Source organism: Umezawaea sp. NPDC059074 (assembly GCF_042738955.1).
Classification (GTDB): Bacteria; Actinomycetota; Actinomycetes; order Mycobacteriales; family Pseudonocardiaceae; genus Umezawaea.
On the sequence record NZ_JBHYHC010000017.1, the window covers coordinates 1 to 14,499 of the forward strand.

Below are 14,499 nucleotides of genomic sequence, written 5' to 3' on the forward strand. Positions count from 1 at the left end.
GGACGGGGAGGAGGCGGTGCCGCGGTGCGCGACCTACAGGAAGGGGGTGTCGGGCGAGATGCCCAGCAGCACCCTGCCGTGGACCTCCATGTTGGTGTTGAACAGGAACAGCGCGTGGTTCGCCAGTCCGAGCATGTCCCGGTGGAACCGCTGGAACGGCACGTCGCGGGCGATGGCCGAGGCGCCCGCGGCGGTGTGCAGGACCTCGACCGCCTCCTTGGCCAGTTCGACGACCATGGCGACCCGGCCGCGCAGCCGGGCCCGCTCCTCCATCTCGGGGTAGGTGCCCGCGTCGGCGTGGCCCTGGAGCACCGCGACCACGGCGGCGGCCAGCGCCTCCGCGGCGGCGATCCTGTTCTCCGCCGTGGCGACCTGGATCTGCGTCACCGGCGACTGGCCCTGCTCGGTCCACGACGTGTAGGTGATGGGGCGTCCGGGCAGCCGCTCCAGCAGCGTCTCGTAAGCGCCCTTGGCGATGCCGATGTACGACGCCGCCGCCCCGATCATGACCAGCGGCAGGAACGCGTAGTTGGAGCCGGTGGCGCCGGAGTTCGCGCGGTCCGGGGCTCCCGCTCCGAGCATGTCGATCAGGAAGAGCACCCGGTGGGCGGGCACGAACACCCCGTCGGCCCTCGCCGAGGCCGAACCCGTGCCCTCGGCGGCCGAGGTGTCCCAGTCGTCGAGGACGGTCAGCTCCGACGCGCGGACCACGGCGGCGTAGGGCATCGGGCCCTCCGGCGTCATGTGCAGCGCGGCCAGCGTCACCCAGTCGGCGTGGTTGATGCCGGACAACCACTTCCAGGTCCCGTTGACCACCCAGCCACCCTCGGCGGGCTCGACGGTGCCGGTGGGGCTGAATCCGGTGGACGCCCGCACGTCGGGCTTGGCGAAGATCTCCTCCTGCGCCTGGTCCGAGTACGTGGTGTAGATCCACGCGCTCGACTGCAGGATCATCGCGGCCCAGCCGGTCGCGCTGTCGGCCTTGGCGATGGCCTCGTAGACCGCGGCCTGGTCGGCGAGCGGGGCCTCCAGCCCGCCGAACCGGCGGGGCGTGGTGAGCCGGAAGACGCCCGCCTTCTCCAGCAGCGCGATGGACTCGGTCGGCACCCGCCGTTCCCGTTCCGCCTGGCGACCGTTCTCGCGCAACGCGGGCGCGATGTCGGCCACCGCGTCCAGAATCGTCGAAACGTCGACATTCCTGTCGATCGTCGTCATTCCTGCCTCCTCAGCGGCACTGACTGCGATTTCACCGAGAAAGAATTGCTCTCGGTGACGAAGTCGAGCCTAGAGGCGTGACGACGGCGATCGCTTTTCGTTCGGTAATCGCGCGGTCGAGGCGGTCATGGACCGGTAACCGCCCGACAATCGCCCGACAATCGCGAAAAGAACCGAGGCCCCGGAACCGTGCGCGCCGTTGCGCACGATTCCGGGGCCTCGGGTGTCCCGACAGGACGTCGGGTCAGGTGGTCGCGTGCTGGTCCACCGGGGCCACCGCGGGCTTCGCGACCAGGCCGGTGCCGACCACCACCACCGCGACGGCGGCCGCCACCACGGGCAGGACGTACGCGGCGTGGAACCCGGCGAGGAGGCCTTCCTCACCGGCGGACTTCGGCACGCTCAGCAGCGTGGCCACCGCCAGGCCGAGCGCGGCGCCGAACTGGAACGAGGTGTTCCAGATGCCGCCCGCCAACCCCTGCTCCTCGTCGGCGATGCCCTCGACGGCCACGATCGTGAGCGGACCGTAGACCAGCGTGAACGCCAGGCCGAGCAGCAGCATCGTCGGGAACATGGACTGCCAGTAGCCCGCGTCCGCCGGGATGCCGAGGAACAGCGCGTAGGCCACCACCGTGAGGGCGACGCCGACGAACATGACCTTGTGGTTGCCGAACCGGTCGACCAGCTTCGGCGTCAGCGTCGGCGCGAGCACCGAGTCGATGCCGATCACCAGCAGCGCGACACCGGTCTGGAGCGGGGTCCAGTGGCGCAGGTCCTGCAGGTACAGGACGGTGATGAACTGGAACGCGAAGAACGAGCCCGCGAACAGCACCGTGGCGATGTTCGCCCGCAGCAGGCTCGCGTTGCGGAAGATGCCCAGCCGCACCAGCGGCGCGGGGTGCTTCTTCTCCACCACGACGAACGCCACGAGCAGCGCGAGGCTGACGACCGCGGTCAGCACCGTCTCGGAGACGGTCGCGTCGGGCGCGCGGACCACGGTGAAGACCAGCCCGACGGCGCCGAGCGTCACGGTGACCGCGCCGAGGACGTCGTACTTCCGGTTCGCGGGGTCGGGGATCTCGTTGTCCTCGATGAGCTTCACGGCCATCACGAGGATGATCGCGGCCAGGATGACGGGCGCGAAGAACACCCAGCGCCAGCCCAGCGCGGTCAGCAGGCCGCCGACGACGAGGCCGAGCGAGAAGCCGCCCGCCGCGGTGCCCGCGTACCAGAGCAGCGCGCGGTTGCGCAGCGGCCCCTCGGCGAAGCTGGTGGTGATCAGCGACAGGCCCGCGGGCGTCATGAAGGCCGCGGCCAGACCCGAGATGAACCGGGACGCGATCAGCATCCAGCTCTCGGTCGCGAAGCCGCCGAGGCCGGAGAAGATCAGGAAGACGGTGAGCCAGAAGATGAACATCTTGCGGCGGCCCAGCAGGTCGGCGGCCCGGCCGCCGAGCAGCATGAAGCCGCCGTAGGTGAGCACGTAGGCGCTGACCACCCACTGGAGCTCACCGGTCGTCATGCCGAGGTCCGCCTTGATGGAAGGCAGGGCGACACCCAGCATGGAGATGTCGACGCCCTCGAGGAAGATCGAGCCGCACAAAACGAAGAGCAAGGCGCGTGCGCGGCCGTTCATGCGGGTGAGACCACCGGAGGCCGATGGACTTTGCGGTGTCGTGGACACTTCTACAGCTCCTATGTGACAAGCCCCGGAGGGTGCGGCGCCGACCACCCGGCTGGGTGGTTACTTTTCGGTACCCCGTTCCCTCTTGTACGTAGACGCATGATCAGTCACCATGCAGAGTCATGGAAGAAGGCACTTTGAAGTCACCCAGTCTCTGCGTGGGAACCGAGGACTACGGAGTCCGCCAGTGGGACACGAGGGTCGACTGCGAAGTTCGGCAGATCCTTGATCGCATCGCGGACAAGTGGTCGCTGCTCGTGATCTCGCTGCTGGACCGCCGCGTCCTGCGGTTCTCCGAGCTGCGTCGGGCGATCGACGGCATCAGCCAGCGGATGCTGACGGTCACGCTGCGCCAACTGGAGCGCGACGGCATGGTCAAGCGCACGGTGTTCCCCGTGGTGCCGCCCAGGGTCGACTACGAGCTGACCCCGATGGGCGTGACGCTGCACGAGACCATCCAGGCCCTGGTCAACTGGACCGAGACCCACCAGGAGGCCATCGGGAGCGCGCGCGCCGAGTACGACGCGCGGTCCGCCCCCGAGGAGGTGCTGGTCGACCGGTGACGGCCGGGACACGACCGCGCGCCGGAGGAGGACAGCGCGGTCGTGCCGGACGACGTCAGGCCTGGTGGCCGAAGGCGTCGTCCACGGCGTGCCGCCACTTGCCGTCCGGGCCCTTGCGGATGACGTCGACGCCGACGCCCTCCAGGTGCTCGGGCTTCCCGTCGACACCGGTCATCTCGATGCTCCAGTCGACGATGAGCAGCGCGGTGTCCCCGGTGATGAAGCGCTCGCGGTCCTTCGCGGTCATCTTCGGGTTGCGCGACAGGAACTCCTTCGCGTACTCCCGCCGGGCGTCTCCGGACAGCGGCAGGTTCGGCTCCCACACCGCGACGGCCTCGGCGGTGTACATCTGGTCGAGGGCCGCGGGGTCGTTGGAGTTGAAGACCCGCACGTAGTGCTCGGTGTGCTTGGTGGGGTCGTCGGTGAGCTGGACGGTGGCACTAGCGGTCATGACGACTGCGCTCCCTGGCGTGGTGGGGGTTGGGGGTGCTTTCCGGTGATCAGAGGAAGAACGTGTCGGGGTCGAGGCCGAGCAGGACGCGGCCGTGCACCTCGAGGTTGGTGACCGGCGCCAGCAGGCCGTGCAGCGCGAGGCCGACGGTGTCGCGGTAGACGCGCTGGATCGGCACGGACTTCTGGATGACGGACGCGCCGGAGAGCCCGTAAACGATCTCCACGGCCTCCTTGGCGAGCTGGACGGCGTAGCCGACCTGGCCGCGGATGGCCGCCTTCTCCTCGGTGGTGACCGCCGCGCCGCGGTCGGCGCGGTCCTGCATCAGCGCTGTGACGCGGTCGGTCAGGCCCTCGGCCGCGGTGATCTTGTTGGCGGCGGTGCCGAGCTGGATCTGCACGTGCGGGTGCTCCGCCTGCTCGGTCCAGTTCGTGTAGGCGATGCCGCGGCCGGGCGCGCGTTCGACGAACAGCTCCAGCGCGGCCTTGGCCAAGCCCGTGTAGACGCCCGCCGAGAGCGCGACGACGTACGGGATCAGGCCGTAGTCGCGGCCGTGCAGACCCGCGTTCCAGCGGCCGCCGGTCGTGCCCTCCAGCACCTCGATCCCGTCCACGACGCGGTGCGACGGCACGAAGAGGTTCTTGACGCTGGTGGTGCAGCTACCGGTGCCCGCCGCCGCGGACACGTGCCAGTCGTCGGCGATGGTGAAGTCCGAGGCGGGCACCACGGCGTAGAACTCCTCGGCCTCGTTGCCGGGGACCTCCACCATGGCCGCGACGATGTTCCAGTCCGCGCCGCGGATGCCCGTGTTGAACCTCCAGCTGCCGTCGAGCACGTAGCCGCCCTCGGTGGGGGTGAGGGTGCCGGTGGGGGTGAACCCGCCCGAGACCCGCACCGAGCCGCCCGCGAACACCTCCTCCTGCGTCTTGTCCGGGTAGGCGGCGATGATGCCCGCGCTGGACATCCAGGCGTTGACGGCCCAGCCGGTGGACCCGCAGCCGCGGCCGACCTCGGTCACGATCGCGACCTGCTCGGCCACGCTGAAGTCCAAGCCGCCGAACTTGCGCGGCACCGCGGCCTGGAACACGCCCGCCTGCTCCAGCAGCTTGATGTTCTCCTCCGGCATCCACCGCCGTTCCTCGGCCTCGGGACCGTTGGCTCGCAGCCGCGGCACGAGGTCGCGGACGGCGTCGACCACGGCCCTGGCATCCCTCTCGATTCCCTGCATCGGACCTTGCCCCTCACCGATCGGTTGTTGGCTGCTCGAACTCCAGGACGCGCTGTTCTCCCGGCGCCGGATCCGAACTCGTCGAAACTGTAGCCAGGGCCGGTCGGCCAATTCTCACGATCGAGTAATCACCACTCGATTACCGGTCTGTGAGCCATTCGTGAAAGGGCGCGGGATAGCTTTTCGAACGCATGGGAACCAGCGCTGCGGCGCTCGCCGCACCAACAGAAAGTGGGACGGACAGATGTCCGCTGCACTCCAAGTAGACCCGAACTTCCCAGACCTCACCGACGACATCGACACGCAGAACGACATCTTCATCGACGTGTTCAACTCCGGTGACGGCGCGCTGTTCGACCGGCTCTACCGCCCGGACGCGATCTCGAACTTCTCCGGCGCGCCCCTCACCGGCGCGGAGCGCAAGGCGTGGTTCGAGGCGTTCCTCGCGCCCCGCCCGCACCTCGAGGCGACGCTGACGCACGCCTACGTGGCCGGTGACGTGTCGCTGATCGGCGTGACGTTCGTGATCGAGCGCACCGACGAGGACGGCGTGAAGCGGAAGCTCATCGGCAGCTGCACCGACGTGCTGCGCCGGGGCGAGGACGGCCGCTGGCTGATGGCCGTCGACCGCCCCGTCATGCAGCCCTCGGAGTAGCCGGACCGGGTCACGGGTCCGATCGGGATCGCCGACGGCGCGAATCCTGCCGCCCCGCGACACGTCCGTCCCGCTCAGCGGACACGGTCGAGCCGCACGACGACCCCCACCCACCGTCGGAGGTCCGGCAGCCCGATCCCCCCGAGATCGAACTGCCGGACCATCCGCTCGAACGCGTCCACCAGCCACTCACGATCGATCCGGACGAGCAGCGCCTGGCACCCACCTCCCGGTCATCGCACCAGATCCAAGAGAAACCGTTGCCCAGCAACACGAACAAGCCGACTCACCACAACGGCAGCCGGCTCCAGCGCCTGGCACCCGACCCGTCCACCGCGCGGCATGTGGCGTGGAACTTCGCCCAACGCCTGGCCGGGCGCAGCACCGCGCACATCGCCCGCCGGCTCGACGAACGATCAATCCCCGGTCCGTCCGGGGCCGACCCCGGCCGCAACCCGCACCGCACCCACCACGGCTGGTCGCTGCGCACGGTCACCGAAATCCTGCGCAACCCCCGCTACACCGGATACCAGGTCTGGAACCGCTCCAGCTGCGACCGCGCCGACCGCTCCCCCACCGGACGACGCCCCAGCACCCGCAATCCCCGGACCGAGTGGGCGATCTCCACCCGCATCGCCCACCAACCCCTTGCATCCGAGCAGAATTTCCTCGCCGCCCAGGCCATTCAGGCTCAGAAAACCAAATAGGGAAGGCAAACAGCACACCTATCAGCTGACTGGGCGGCTCCGGTTTGGACTCTGCGGGCGACGAATGGACGCCCACCGAGTGCACAATCGTCCCGGCTACCGGTGCCGCCACGGGCACTCCAGCGCCCGCACCCGCCCGGCCGGCGCCACCCGCGGCATCGGCGAGGCGGAGCACACCGAGCACTTCACCTAGCGCTACGACCTGCACGGCGCGGGCGCGCTGTCCCGACTCGACCACTCCAACCTGGCCACCCCGGGCGTCCCGGCAGCGCGAAAGTACTACGAGGCCTTGGGTTTCCGCGTCTCGGGAGGACTTCCAGGACGACGAGGGCACCGTCTGCGCGGCGTGGATGTTCCGCAAGTCGACCGTGCACGACGTGGCCCTCACGGGCGGCGACGGCCCGAGGCCGCACCACATCGCGTTCGCGAGCCAGGAACGCGCCCAGGTCCTGCACGTCTGCGACCTGCTGGGCGCACTGCGCAAGTCGGACGCGGCCTCGGCCGGATCGCTCGTTCGGCCAACGGGGTCGCGACGGCCCGACCACAGGTCCCGGTTTTCGGGGAGGCCGTCGGACTTGCGGTAGCTGGTGCCGGTGGGCGGAGGTCGTACTGCGACGATGTCGCTCGTGCTGAGAGTGATCATCGCCTGCGTCGCCGTGCTCCTGGCCGGGTGTTCCGCCTTCAAGACGGCGCCGCCCGCAGCCCCAACTTCCCAGGCCGCCATGGCGACCGTCTGGAAACGGCCGTCCAACCAGGTCCTGCAAGAGCGGTGGTGGACGTGGGCGGGGTCGAGTCCGGAGGATCGCAACCCCGTCACCGACACGACCGGGAGCTTCTGCGGCGAGAACCAGCCCGAGGACCTGTGGTTCTTCGCCGGGACGTTCAGCGGCACGGCGAACCGGACGTGCCAGGTCCCTGCGGGCCGCCAACTCGTCGGACCCGCGCTCAACCGGTACGGACCCGAGGCGGACTGCGGCTCCTTCCTGACCGACGCGTCGGGCTCCGTGACGCTCGACGGGCAGCCGGTGCCACTGGAGCGGCTCGCGCCGGTCCCGATCACCTTCACGGCTACGAAGAACAACGCCCTCGGGGTGGCCGCGGGGGTCACGCAGACGTACGCGTGCGGGCTGTGGGCGTGGGTGCCGCCGTTGCCGGCGGGCGACCACGAGCTGCGGGTCGAAGGGGCGTCGGGCAACTTCTCGACGTCGGTGCGCTACCGGCTCACCGCGGTCGGCTAGCACCGAGCGCGGGCGGGTTTTCGGCGTGCCCCGGCGGAACGCCTACCCCTGTCCCGCGCCATCTCCGGGTCGGACCTCGTCGAGTCGGGCGCTCCTGTCCCGCACGTCGTCGACCGAGAACAGCGACGGTCCGACGCGGGACGTGCGGCCGTTCTCGACGAGGTCCGCCGCCGTCGACCACGCCGAGCGTGCCGCACCGCGGTCGCCGGAACCGGTCAGCGCGTCGCCCAGTCGACGTCGCCCATGTAGTCCCGGTCGCGCAGCGACGCTCTCATCCCGGCCAGTTCGGCGTCCCGGCCGCTGAACGTCGGCAGGTCCTTCGGCAACTGCGCGGGACGAATCCCACCATGCATCGCCGACTCCCCGCCGACCGCCGTCCGGTGGGCAGCCCGCAACAAGGCGTTCCGGTACGGCAGCGGCTCCGCGATCGACTCGTCGATGAACCGGCGGCCCGCCAGGTGGACGGGAGGCCCGGCGAGAGCAAGGAACGCCGCCGAGGCGCACAACGCGGTGCGCAGTCCTGATCGCGGTCCGGAAACACCGGCAGAGCCGGTGCCGGCCACGATTCCCACCGCACCCGGTGTCGAGATCGCGACCGACCACCGGCCTCCCCCTGTCTCAGAGCAACCGCTTGATCTCCCCTCGAGCCCGGTAGAACCCGCCGCTGGCGGAACTGTGGATCTCCGTCACCACGTACCTCGCCCCGGCCACCCGGATCTCCTTCGGGAACTGCACTCCGCGTTCCCGGTCGTACCCCTCGGACACCACGCGCACCCGCAACCGCCCGCCGACCTGCACGCACTCCACGACGATGCCACCACCGGTCGCGGCCACCGTCTCGACCTCGGCGGTGGCCTCCACCCGCTTCCACCCGTCCGCCTTGACGTCGCTCCGCGTCGGCACCCGCCCCTGCTCCGCGGCGCCCACCGCGGCCGGGCTGGCGTCGACGCAGGCCAACGATCCGTCGGTGGTCACGATGTACAGCCGCTCGTCCCGGTACTGCATCGAGTACGCCGACCCGCAGCCCGTGCCGAGCTTCCACAACCGCGTCCCGTCGGCCGCGAAGCAGTACACCGACGAGTGGCTGTCCCCGGCGAACACGTACTCGCCGTCGGGCGACGTGGCGCAGGAGAACACGGCCGCGTCGCACTTGTAGCGCGCGACCTCGACGCCGGTGGACTTCGCCAGCCGGTGCACCCACCCGTGGCTGGTCCCGGCGAACACCTCGGTCGGCTCCTGCCAGCCGAACAGCACGCCGCCGATGGTGTTGGTGTGCCACACCCGGTCGCCGCTGCGCGCCGCGTAGTGCGTCACGCCCCGCGAATGCCCGTGGAAAGCGCCTTCCGGTGCACAGCGGACCATCCACGCGCTGTCGCCGCCGCTGGGTCGCGACCACTGGAACTCGTCCTCGTGGTCGACGATCGTGATGCCGCCCTGCCGGTCGGACACGCCGAGCACGCCGTCGTCGATGTCCAGCCAGTAGATGTCGACGTTGCTGGCGATCTCGTACGCGACCCTGGGCACTTTGCCGCCCAGGTCGTACACGCGGCCGTCGTCGCACCCCGCGTAGATCCAGAAGTCGTCCGCGACGATGCACTTCACGCCGTCGGGCAGGCCGTACCGCCCGGTGACCGCGCCGTCGTGGGTGAGCGTGAAGACGTCGCCCTTCTCGTTGCCCACCCAGGCCTGGTCCTCGCCCACGAAGATGCCGAACGCGGGCGCGCCGGACGCGAACCGCCACAGCACCGGCGCCTGGTGCGCGGTGGACACGACGCTGGCGATCTGCCGCCTGCTGACCGCACGCCGCTGCCGCACGCCCTTCACGGCGGGCGCGTACCCCTTGCGCACCTTCTCGCCGATCTTCTTCTCGGCCGCCTTCACCGCCTTGGCGGCGTCCGGGTACGTGGCGTCGCGGATCGTCCCCGTCTCCCCGATGCGCCCGTAGGTGATCGTCACCTTCGTGTCGACCACCCGCACCTCGTAGAACTTGTGCGCACCGCCATCCGTCTCGGACAGTTCCAGGTACGTGGTGGCAGCAGTCATTCTGATCTCTCCTAGGGACCCCGGCGACGCGATGGGAGCACGGTAGCCGGCCGCACCGACAATTCCCGATCACGGACCCGCCACCGGCGGGATCACCGCGAGTGGTCACGGGTGACCAGGTGGTCTTCGCACGGTTTCACGACACCTGTGACAGGCGGCGGAGCACTTCCGTGATGCCGCCCTGGGTGGCGAGGAGCAGCCGTGACTCGTCGGCGTTCGGCTGGCGCAGCCCCATGGTCAGCGTCTTGTTCTCGGCGACCGCGGCCCACGCGGCGCACGCGATGTCACCCTTGGCGCCGCCGCAGTAGAAGTAGGTCGTGTGGCCCTCGATCAGGCCCTCGTGGCCGCCAGGGTTCTTGGCCTTCTCCGACTCGTAACCGGTGTCGATCACGCCCGTGATGACGACGAGGTCGTCGGCCGACGCCTTGCCGAAGGTGAAGCCGCACGAACCGGGGATCTCCGGGTACGGAGTCGGAGTGGCGGAGAACGAGCCGAAGCCGCGTGATTGGAAGTCAGACTCCTTGACCAGCTCGCACGGTTCCAGACCGGACAGTGCTGGTGGCGTGCTGGACAGCGGTGGTGTCGCGGGGGTCTGCGCCGTGCACGCGGTCAGAACCGCGACCAGCACGACGGCCCCCGGCAGTCTGATCATGGGGACAGTGTGGCCGATCGACGGTGCTGTGGACGGTGGATCGGGTGAATACCGGACGCTGTCGCGTTGGTCCCCTGCTCGGACCGCCCGTTGCGCGAGGACGACGTGTTCTTCGCGGTCGAGGACCGCCGACAGCTGTGCCTTGCAACGCGTCACCGTGCCAACGACACCTTCGCCTTCCTCGTCCCTACCGACCCATCCACTTGGCCGTGCGCCAGGGTGCCGTCGGCGGTGCAGACCACCGCGTCCTCGCCCGCCGGGCATCCCACGGTGCGCTTCGCGCCGTCCAGCCCGACCAGCACCCGGCCGCGTGGCACGGCAGGACTCGGCGGGGTCGCGCGCCACGTGTGCCTGGACGTAGGCCTTCCGCAGCCCCTCGCGGGCCCGGTACGCCAGCGCGGAGACGCCGTTGGCGGTCAGGCCGAGCAGCGGGGCGACCTGGGCGGGGGTCTGGCCCTCCACCTCCAGGTGCCACAGCACCGCCTGCCTGTTCTCGGGCAGGTCCGCGAACGCCGTCGCGGCCGGCGACCGGTCCAACCGGCTCACCGCCGTGTCGTGGAACGGCACCGACGTGAGCCGGTCGACACCGGGAACCGCCTCCACGTCACCCGCGAGGTCGATCCCGCGGTCGCGCCGGGTCTTGTCGTTGGGATGACCGGGCACCTTGTCCACACCACCGGAACACGATCACGCGGAGCAACGCGTGGGGCCGAGTCTCCCGCCCCGATGGACCGTTCGACCCAACGCGGCCCGATTGTCCACTGTGGACACCTCGGCCAGGGCACGCCCGTCGTCGGTCACCGCTCGGCGGACTGCCCCACCCGCGCCGTCCAGGCGAACCCGTCCGGGTCCGTGAAGGTCGCGCCGCCGCTGACGACGATCCGGTGCGACCCGGTGCCCTCGGACGGGACACCGAGGTCCTTCGCCAGGGCGCGACGCCGGTAGAGCGCCAGCTTGACCGGCCCCTCCCCCGCGGCGAACTCGACGTACACCCGGCCGAAGCTCTTCCCCACGGTGAGACCCCGCTCCACGTAGAAGCGCTTGCTCGCGACGATGTCCGCGACACCGAGCAGCAGCACGAGGTCGTCGATCCGGCGGACGGTCGGGCCGGTGTTCTTCTTGGACGAGGACGCGACCTTCCAGATCGCCCCGTCCGGGGCCTGGACCACGCCGCCATAGCCCCAGAGCGACTTCGCGGCGGGCTTCAGCGTCGTCGCGCCCGCCGCGAGGGCGGACTCGACGAAGCTGTCGACGGTGGAGGGCTGGGCGACCGTGAATGCGAGGGTGAACCCGCGGAAGCCGGTCGTGGGAGCGTCCGACGCCCTGAAGCGGACCTCCGCGTCCAGGTCGAAAGCGTTGGCGTAGAAGCGTTCCGCGGCGGCGGGGTCGGAGACGTCGAGGGTGACGGAGTCGATGTGGGTCATGGGCACCACGGTAGGAGCGACCCGGCGGCAGGTGCTTCTCGATTCCTGACCAGTCCCGCGCACGACGACCGGGTGCGACCCCGGAGGCCCGCCGACCACGCGACCGACGACGGCCCGACCGTGACGCCGAAGAACGCCCAGGAGCGCACGTCACGACCTGCGCGTTCTTCCGGTGCTCCTCCGACGAGCGCGACGTCCTGCTCGCCGAATCGGACAGCCCGCGAACGGCCCTCGCCGAGCGGTCTCCTCACGAGCCTGACTGGCTACCGCGTGCCCGCCTCCTGCCCGACCTCCGGCACGGCACCGGCCGTGATCACGTCGATGCTCTCGACCTTGTTGTGGGACACCCCGTTGAGCCTGCCCTTGAGGTTGTTCACGTCCCTCGCGCTGGTCCCCCAGTCGAGAGTGGCCTCCAGGTAGTCGTCCTCCTGCGAGACCGGCCCGGGACCGATCTTCTCCAACTCCTTGATCATGCTCTGGATGTCGTTCATCGTGGCGTCTTCCTTCCAGTACACCGCGAAGTCGTTCGGCATGGTTCTTCCTCTCGCCTGCGTCGTGACCCGATGTCACCACTGGAACCAGCATGTTCAGCCGCCGGCATCCCAACAAGCGCCCAGGCCACCGTTCACACGACCACACACCGCTTCATCCGGCGGTGCGGCGACCGGTCACCCCCGGTGATCGGCCTCCGGCCAGGTGGGCCGCGGGGAGAGCGGGCGCACCGGGCGGTCGCCCGACTACCGCGAGGCGAGAGCCGGGTAGAGGGCGATGACGGGCAGGGCGAGCGCGGAGTGCACCTTCCTGGTCATCTCGTCGACCAGCACCTCGTCCTCACCCGCCTCCAGCGCGTCGAAGACGGCGGTGGCGACGTCGTACGGCTTGTTCATGCCCGCCGTGTCGCTGCCCGCCTGCATCGGCGTCGCCATCCACAGCCCCGCCTTGGAGACGCTGTGGGCCTTGCCGACGGCGAACCAGCTCAGCACGGAGCCCACGGCCCGCCAACTCAACGAACAAGGCATCCCCAGCCCCTCAGGCGCCGACCCAGGCCGTAACTCGCACCGCCACGTTCACGGCTGGTCGCTGCGGTCCGTAATCGAGATCGTCCGCAACCCCCCGCTACACCGGACGCGCGGTCTGGAACCGCGCCAGCTGGGACCTCACCCTCCGCTCCTCCACCGGTCGACGCTCCACCACCCGCAATCAGCAGCATGAATGGGCCATCTCCACCCGCCTCGCCCACCCAGCGCTTGTCTCCGAGCAGGACTTCCTCACCGCTCAGACCGTTCGAGCGCATAAACCCAACGCACACGGCATCAAGTACTCGTACGCGCTATCCGGCCGGATCCACTGTGGGCGGCGTGGTCGGCACATGGACTCCCACCAAGTCCACGCCCGCTCCGCTTACCGGTGCAGGCACGGACACTCCAGCACCACGCCACGTCCCGCCGACGCTGCGCGGAACCTCTGCCTCCGCGAAGCCACCTGCTCCACCGCATCGCCACCCTCCTTCAGATCACGGACCCAAGCCAACACGGTGCGGAGTTCCAGCACATGTCAGCGGCGCCGGCATCGAATGATCCGGTCGTGACAGCCGATTCCCAATCCGAGTCCGAGCCCGGCAGTGATCCGCGGCATGCCTCACGTCGGCTCCGGACCGTGCGCGTTCGTCGACCGCGTCGGCCTCGATCACGTCACCAGTTGGTGCCGGAAACACCAGGTGATCGACGTCATCATGGTGGGATCATGGAACAGAACCGCAACCCCGGCCCCGGCGCGACGGGGCACAGGGCAGAAAAGACCCCACGGACTTTCCTGATCAACTCGAGAAAATCCGTGGGGTAACGATGTGACCGAGCCGGACTTGCGCACTACTCACCCGCATAGCCTTTCCTGGCTCTGAGTAAGCCCACCCGTCCCGATTCTCGCTTGAGGCCCGTCCTGTGATGGTCATCCGGGACGGGCCTCTTACGTTCGCAGTGAAGGCTCAGCCAGCGAAAACACCACGCGAGAGCACGGGACAGGCTGTCGGCCTGTCCCGGAACCACCGCCTCAAAGCGCCCCCAATTTGCACAGAGGCTGACGCTCTGGAAGGGGACAGGGAGTACCACCCGCGCCACAACTGCTCCGCCACGCAACACTGCCGTACTGAGAGCCCGTTGGCTCCGGGACTACGGGCTTCTGCGCGATGGCGCGGTTAGCCTGTCGATCGGCGACTATCACGACCCGCAGGTCGACGTCTCAACTGATGAAATCCGACCGAACGAACCGCAGCAGTGGTGCGGCGGGTGCCGCGGCCCCGGATGGCCAGGGCGGATTCAAGTTACGGGTTCGCGCGGCTGGGGTGCACGGCAAGGCAGGCACGGGCTTCCAGAGCATTCCGGGTGGACCGCAGAGTTCACCTGACTCCGCCGCCTCGGAGCGACACCGGAAGTGTCCATCGTGGACGTTGGTTCGACGGCCTGCCCTCAGCCGGCCGAGGGTGAGCGCCATGGACGTCGGGCCGATCGAAGCAGCGGGTCTCCCTGTAGCCCCATCCCCGCGAACGGACAACGGCTTCGTGTTCGTCCACGGCGAGGTCGCCGCCGCTCGGTGTCGTGGACTCGCCATCCGAGGTGCGGGGTCGTGAGTCCACTCCGCGC

Annotated in this window: 15 protein-coding genes and 2 pseudogenes; 7 read left to right on the top strand and 10 right to left on the bottom strand. The window is 69.6% G+C overall.

The window, feature by feature from the left end; all coding sequences use genetic code 11:
* Nucleotides 1-33: 33 nt before the first annotated feature.
* Both ACFWW9_RS10660 and ACFWW9_RS10665 read right to left on the bottom strand, forming a co-directional pair.
* Nucleotides 34-1,215, bottom strand: a complete 1,182-nt coding sequence (locus tag ACFWW9_RS10660; RefSeq protein WP_390374390.1) for an acyl-CoA dehydrogenase family protein — start codon at nt 1,213-1,215, stop codon at nt 34-36.
* 244 nt (nt 1,216-1,459) lie between these two features.
* Nucleotides 1,460-2,851, bottom strand: coding sequence for an MFS transporter (locus ACFWW9_RS10665; RefSeq protein ID WP_390374392.1), 1,392 nt, complete (start codon nt 2,849-2,851; stop codon nt 1,460-1,462).
* Nucleotides 2,852-3,021: 170 nt separating this feature from the next.
* On the opposite strand from ACFWW9_RS10665, the gene ACFWW9_RS10670 reads away from it, so the two are divergent.
* Nucleotides 3,022-3,462, top strand: coding sequence for a winged helix-turn-helix transcriptional regulator (locus tag ACFWW9_RS10670; protein ID WP_390374394.1), 441 nt, complete (start codon nt 3,022-3,024; stop codon nt 3,460-3,462).
* 55 nt (nt 3,463-3,517) lie between these two features.
* On the opposite strand, the gene ACFWW9_RS10675 is transcribed toward ACFWW9_RS10670, so the two are convergent.
* Together ACFWW9_RS10675 and ACFWW9_RS10680 are read right to left on the bottom strand one after the other, a co-directional pair.
* On the bottom strand, nt 3,518-3,913 hold the full coding sequence (locus tag ACFWW9_RS10675; RefSeq protein ID WP_390374396.1) for a YybH family protein: 396 nt from the start codon (nt 3,911-3,913) through the stop codon (nt 3,518-3,520).
* A 49-nt stretch (nt 3,914-3,962) separates the two neighbouring features.
* Nucleotides 3,963-5,141, bottom strand: coding sequence for an acyl-CoA dehydrogenase family protein (locus ACFWW9_RS10680; protein WP_390374398.1), 1,179 nt, complete (start codon nt 5,139-5,141; stop codon nt 3,963-3,965).
* A gap of 244 nt (nt 5,142-5,385) precedes the next feature.
* On the opposite strand from ACFWW9_RS10680, the gene ACFWW9_RS10685 reads away from it, so the two are divergent.
* The 4 genes and pseudogenes from ACFWW9_RS10685 (at nt 5,386) to ACFWW9_RS10700 (ending at nt 7,741) form a co-directional block, all read left to right on the top strand.
* The gene (locus ACFWW9_RS10685; RefSeq protein WP_390374400.1) at nt 5,386-5,796 is read left to right on the top strand and encodes a YybH family protein; all 411 of its coding nucleotides are present in this window, start codon (nt 5,386-5,388) and stop codon (nt 5,794-5,796) included.
* A gap of 260 nt (nt 5,797-6,056) precedes the next feature.
* The gene (locus tag ACFWW9_RS10690) at nt 6,057-6,503 is read left to right on the top strand and encodes a recombinase family protein (protein ID WP_390374402.1); all 447 of its coding nucleotides are present in this window, start codon (nt 6,057-6,059) and stop codon (nt 6,501-6,503) included.
* A gap of 136 nt (nt 6,504-6,639) precedes the next feature.
* Nucleotides 6,640-7,009 (top strand): annotated as a pseudogene (locus ACFWW9_RS10695) (VOC family protein); the annotation flags it as partial.
* Nucleotides 7,010-7,129: 120 nt separating this feature from the next.
* Complete coding sequence (locus ACFWW9_RS10700; RefSeq protein ID WP_390374404.1) at nt 7,130-7,741, top strand: hypothetical protein; 612 nt, start codon at nt 7,130-7,132, stop codon at nt 7,739-7,741.
* Between the two features lie 215 nt (nt 7,742-7,956).
* Here the strand turns inward: ACFWW9_RS10700 and ACFWW9_RS10705 are convergent, their stop codons facing one another.
* The 6 genes from ACFWW9_RS10705 to ACFWW9_RS10730 form a co-directional block, all read right to left on the bottom strand.
* Complete coding sequence (locus ACFWW9_RS10705; RefSeq protein WP_390374406.1) at nt 7,957-8,304, bottom strand: hypothetical protein; 348 nt, start codon at nt 8,302-8,304, stop codon at nt 7,957-7,959.
* A gap of 55 nt (nt 8,305-8,359) precedes the next feature.
* On the bottom strand, nt 8,360-9,784 hold the full coding sequence (locus ACFWW9_RS10710) for a WGR domain-containing protein (RefSeq protein ID WP_390374408.1): 1,425 nt from the start codon (nt 9,782-9,784) through the stop codon (nt 8,360-8,362).
* A gap of 136 nt (nt 9,785-9,920) precedes the next feature.
* A complete protein-coding gene (locus ACFWW9_RS10715) occupies nt 9,921-11,099 on the bottom strand; it encodes an RNA polymerase sigma factor (RefSeq protein WP_390374410.1) in 1,179 nt (392 codons plus the stop codon).
* A 134-nt stretch (nt 11,100-11,233) separates the two neighbouring features.
* Nucleotides 11,234-11,860, bottom strand: a complete 627-nt coding sequence (locus ACFWW9_RS10720; RefSeq protein WP_390374412.1) for a glyoxalase — start codon at nt 11,858-11,860, stop codon at nt 11,234-11,236.
* Between the two features lie 263 nt (nt 11,861-12,123).
* Nucleotides 12,124-12,393, bottom strand: a complete 270-nt coding sequence (locus ACFWW9_RS10725) for a hypothetical protein (RefSeq protein WP_390374414.1) — start codon at nt 12,391-12,393, stop codon at nt 12,124-12,126.
* Between the two features lie 204 nt (nt 12,394-12,597).
* Nucleotides 12,598-12,879: a hypothetical protein gene (locus tag ACFWW9_RS10730; protein WP_390374491.1), complete on the bottom strand. Its 282-nt coding sequence runs from the start codon at nt 12,877-12,879 to the stop codon at nt 12,598-12,600.
* Here ACFWW9_RS10730 and ACFWW9_RS10735 point away from each other — a divergent pair.
* Both ACFWW9_RS10735 and ACFWW9_RS10740 read left to right on the top strand, forming a co-directional pair.
* Entirely contained in the window at nt 12,818-13,072 is a 255-nt protein-coding gene (locus ACFWW9_RS10735; RefSeq protein WP_390374416.1) for a recombinase family protein, read from the top strand. The two genes, ACFWW9_RS10730 and ACFWW9_RS10735, sit on opposite strands and share 62 nt — an antisense overlap.
* Nucleotides 12,984-13,448: pseudogene (locus ACFWW9_RS10740) on the top strand (hypothetical protein); the annotation flags it as partial. The gene ACFWW9_RS10735 and the pseudogene ACFWW9_RS10740, both read left to right, overlap by 89 nt.
* Nucleotides 13,449-14,499 lie beyond the last annotated feature (1,051 nt).

Coding starts and splice junctions, on each gene's coding strand:
- ACFWW9_RS10660 (WP_390374390.1), bottom strand. CDS start 1,215: ATGACGACGATCGACAGGAATGTCGACGTTTCGACGATTCTGGACGCG.
- ACFWW9_RS10665 (WP_390374392.1), bottom strand. CDS start 2,851: ATGAACGGCCGCGCACGCGCCTTGCTCTTCGTTTTGTGCGGCTCGATC.
- ACFWW9_RS10670 (WP_390374394.1), top strand. CDS start 3,022: ATGGAAGAAGGCACTTTGAAGTCACCCAGTCTCTGCGTGGGAACCGAG.
- ACFWW9_RS10675 (WP_390374396.1), bottom strand. CDS start 3,913: ATGACCGCTAGTGCCACCGTCCAGCTCACCGACGACCCCACCAAGCAC.
- ACFWW9_RS10680 (WP_390374398.1), bottom strand. CDS start 5,141: ATGCAGGGAATCGAGAGGGATGCCAGGGCCGTGGTCGACGCCGTCCGC.
- ACFWW9_RS10685 (WP_390374400.1), top strand. CDS start 5,386: ATGTCCGCTGCACTCCAAGTAGACCCGAACTTCCCAGACCTCACCGAC.
- ACFWW9_RS10710 (WP_390374408.1), bottom strand. CDS start 9,784: ATGACTGCTGCCACCACGTACCTGGAACTGTCCGAGACGGATGGCGGT.
- ACFWW9_RS10720 (WP_390374412.1), bottom strand. CDS start 11,860: ATGACCCACATCGACTCCGTCACCCTCGACGTCTCCGACCCCGCCGCC.
- ACFWW9_RS10725 (WP_390374414.1), bottom strand. CDS start 12,393: ATGCCGAACGACTTCGCGGTGTACTGGAAGGAAGACGCCACGATGAAC.
- ACFWW9_RS10730 (WP_390374491.1), bottom strand. CDS start 12,879: ATGCCTTGTTCGTTGAGTTGGCGGGCCGTGGGCTCCGTGCTGAGCTGG.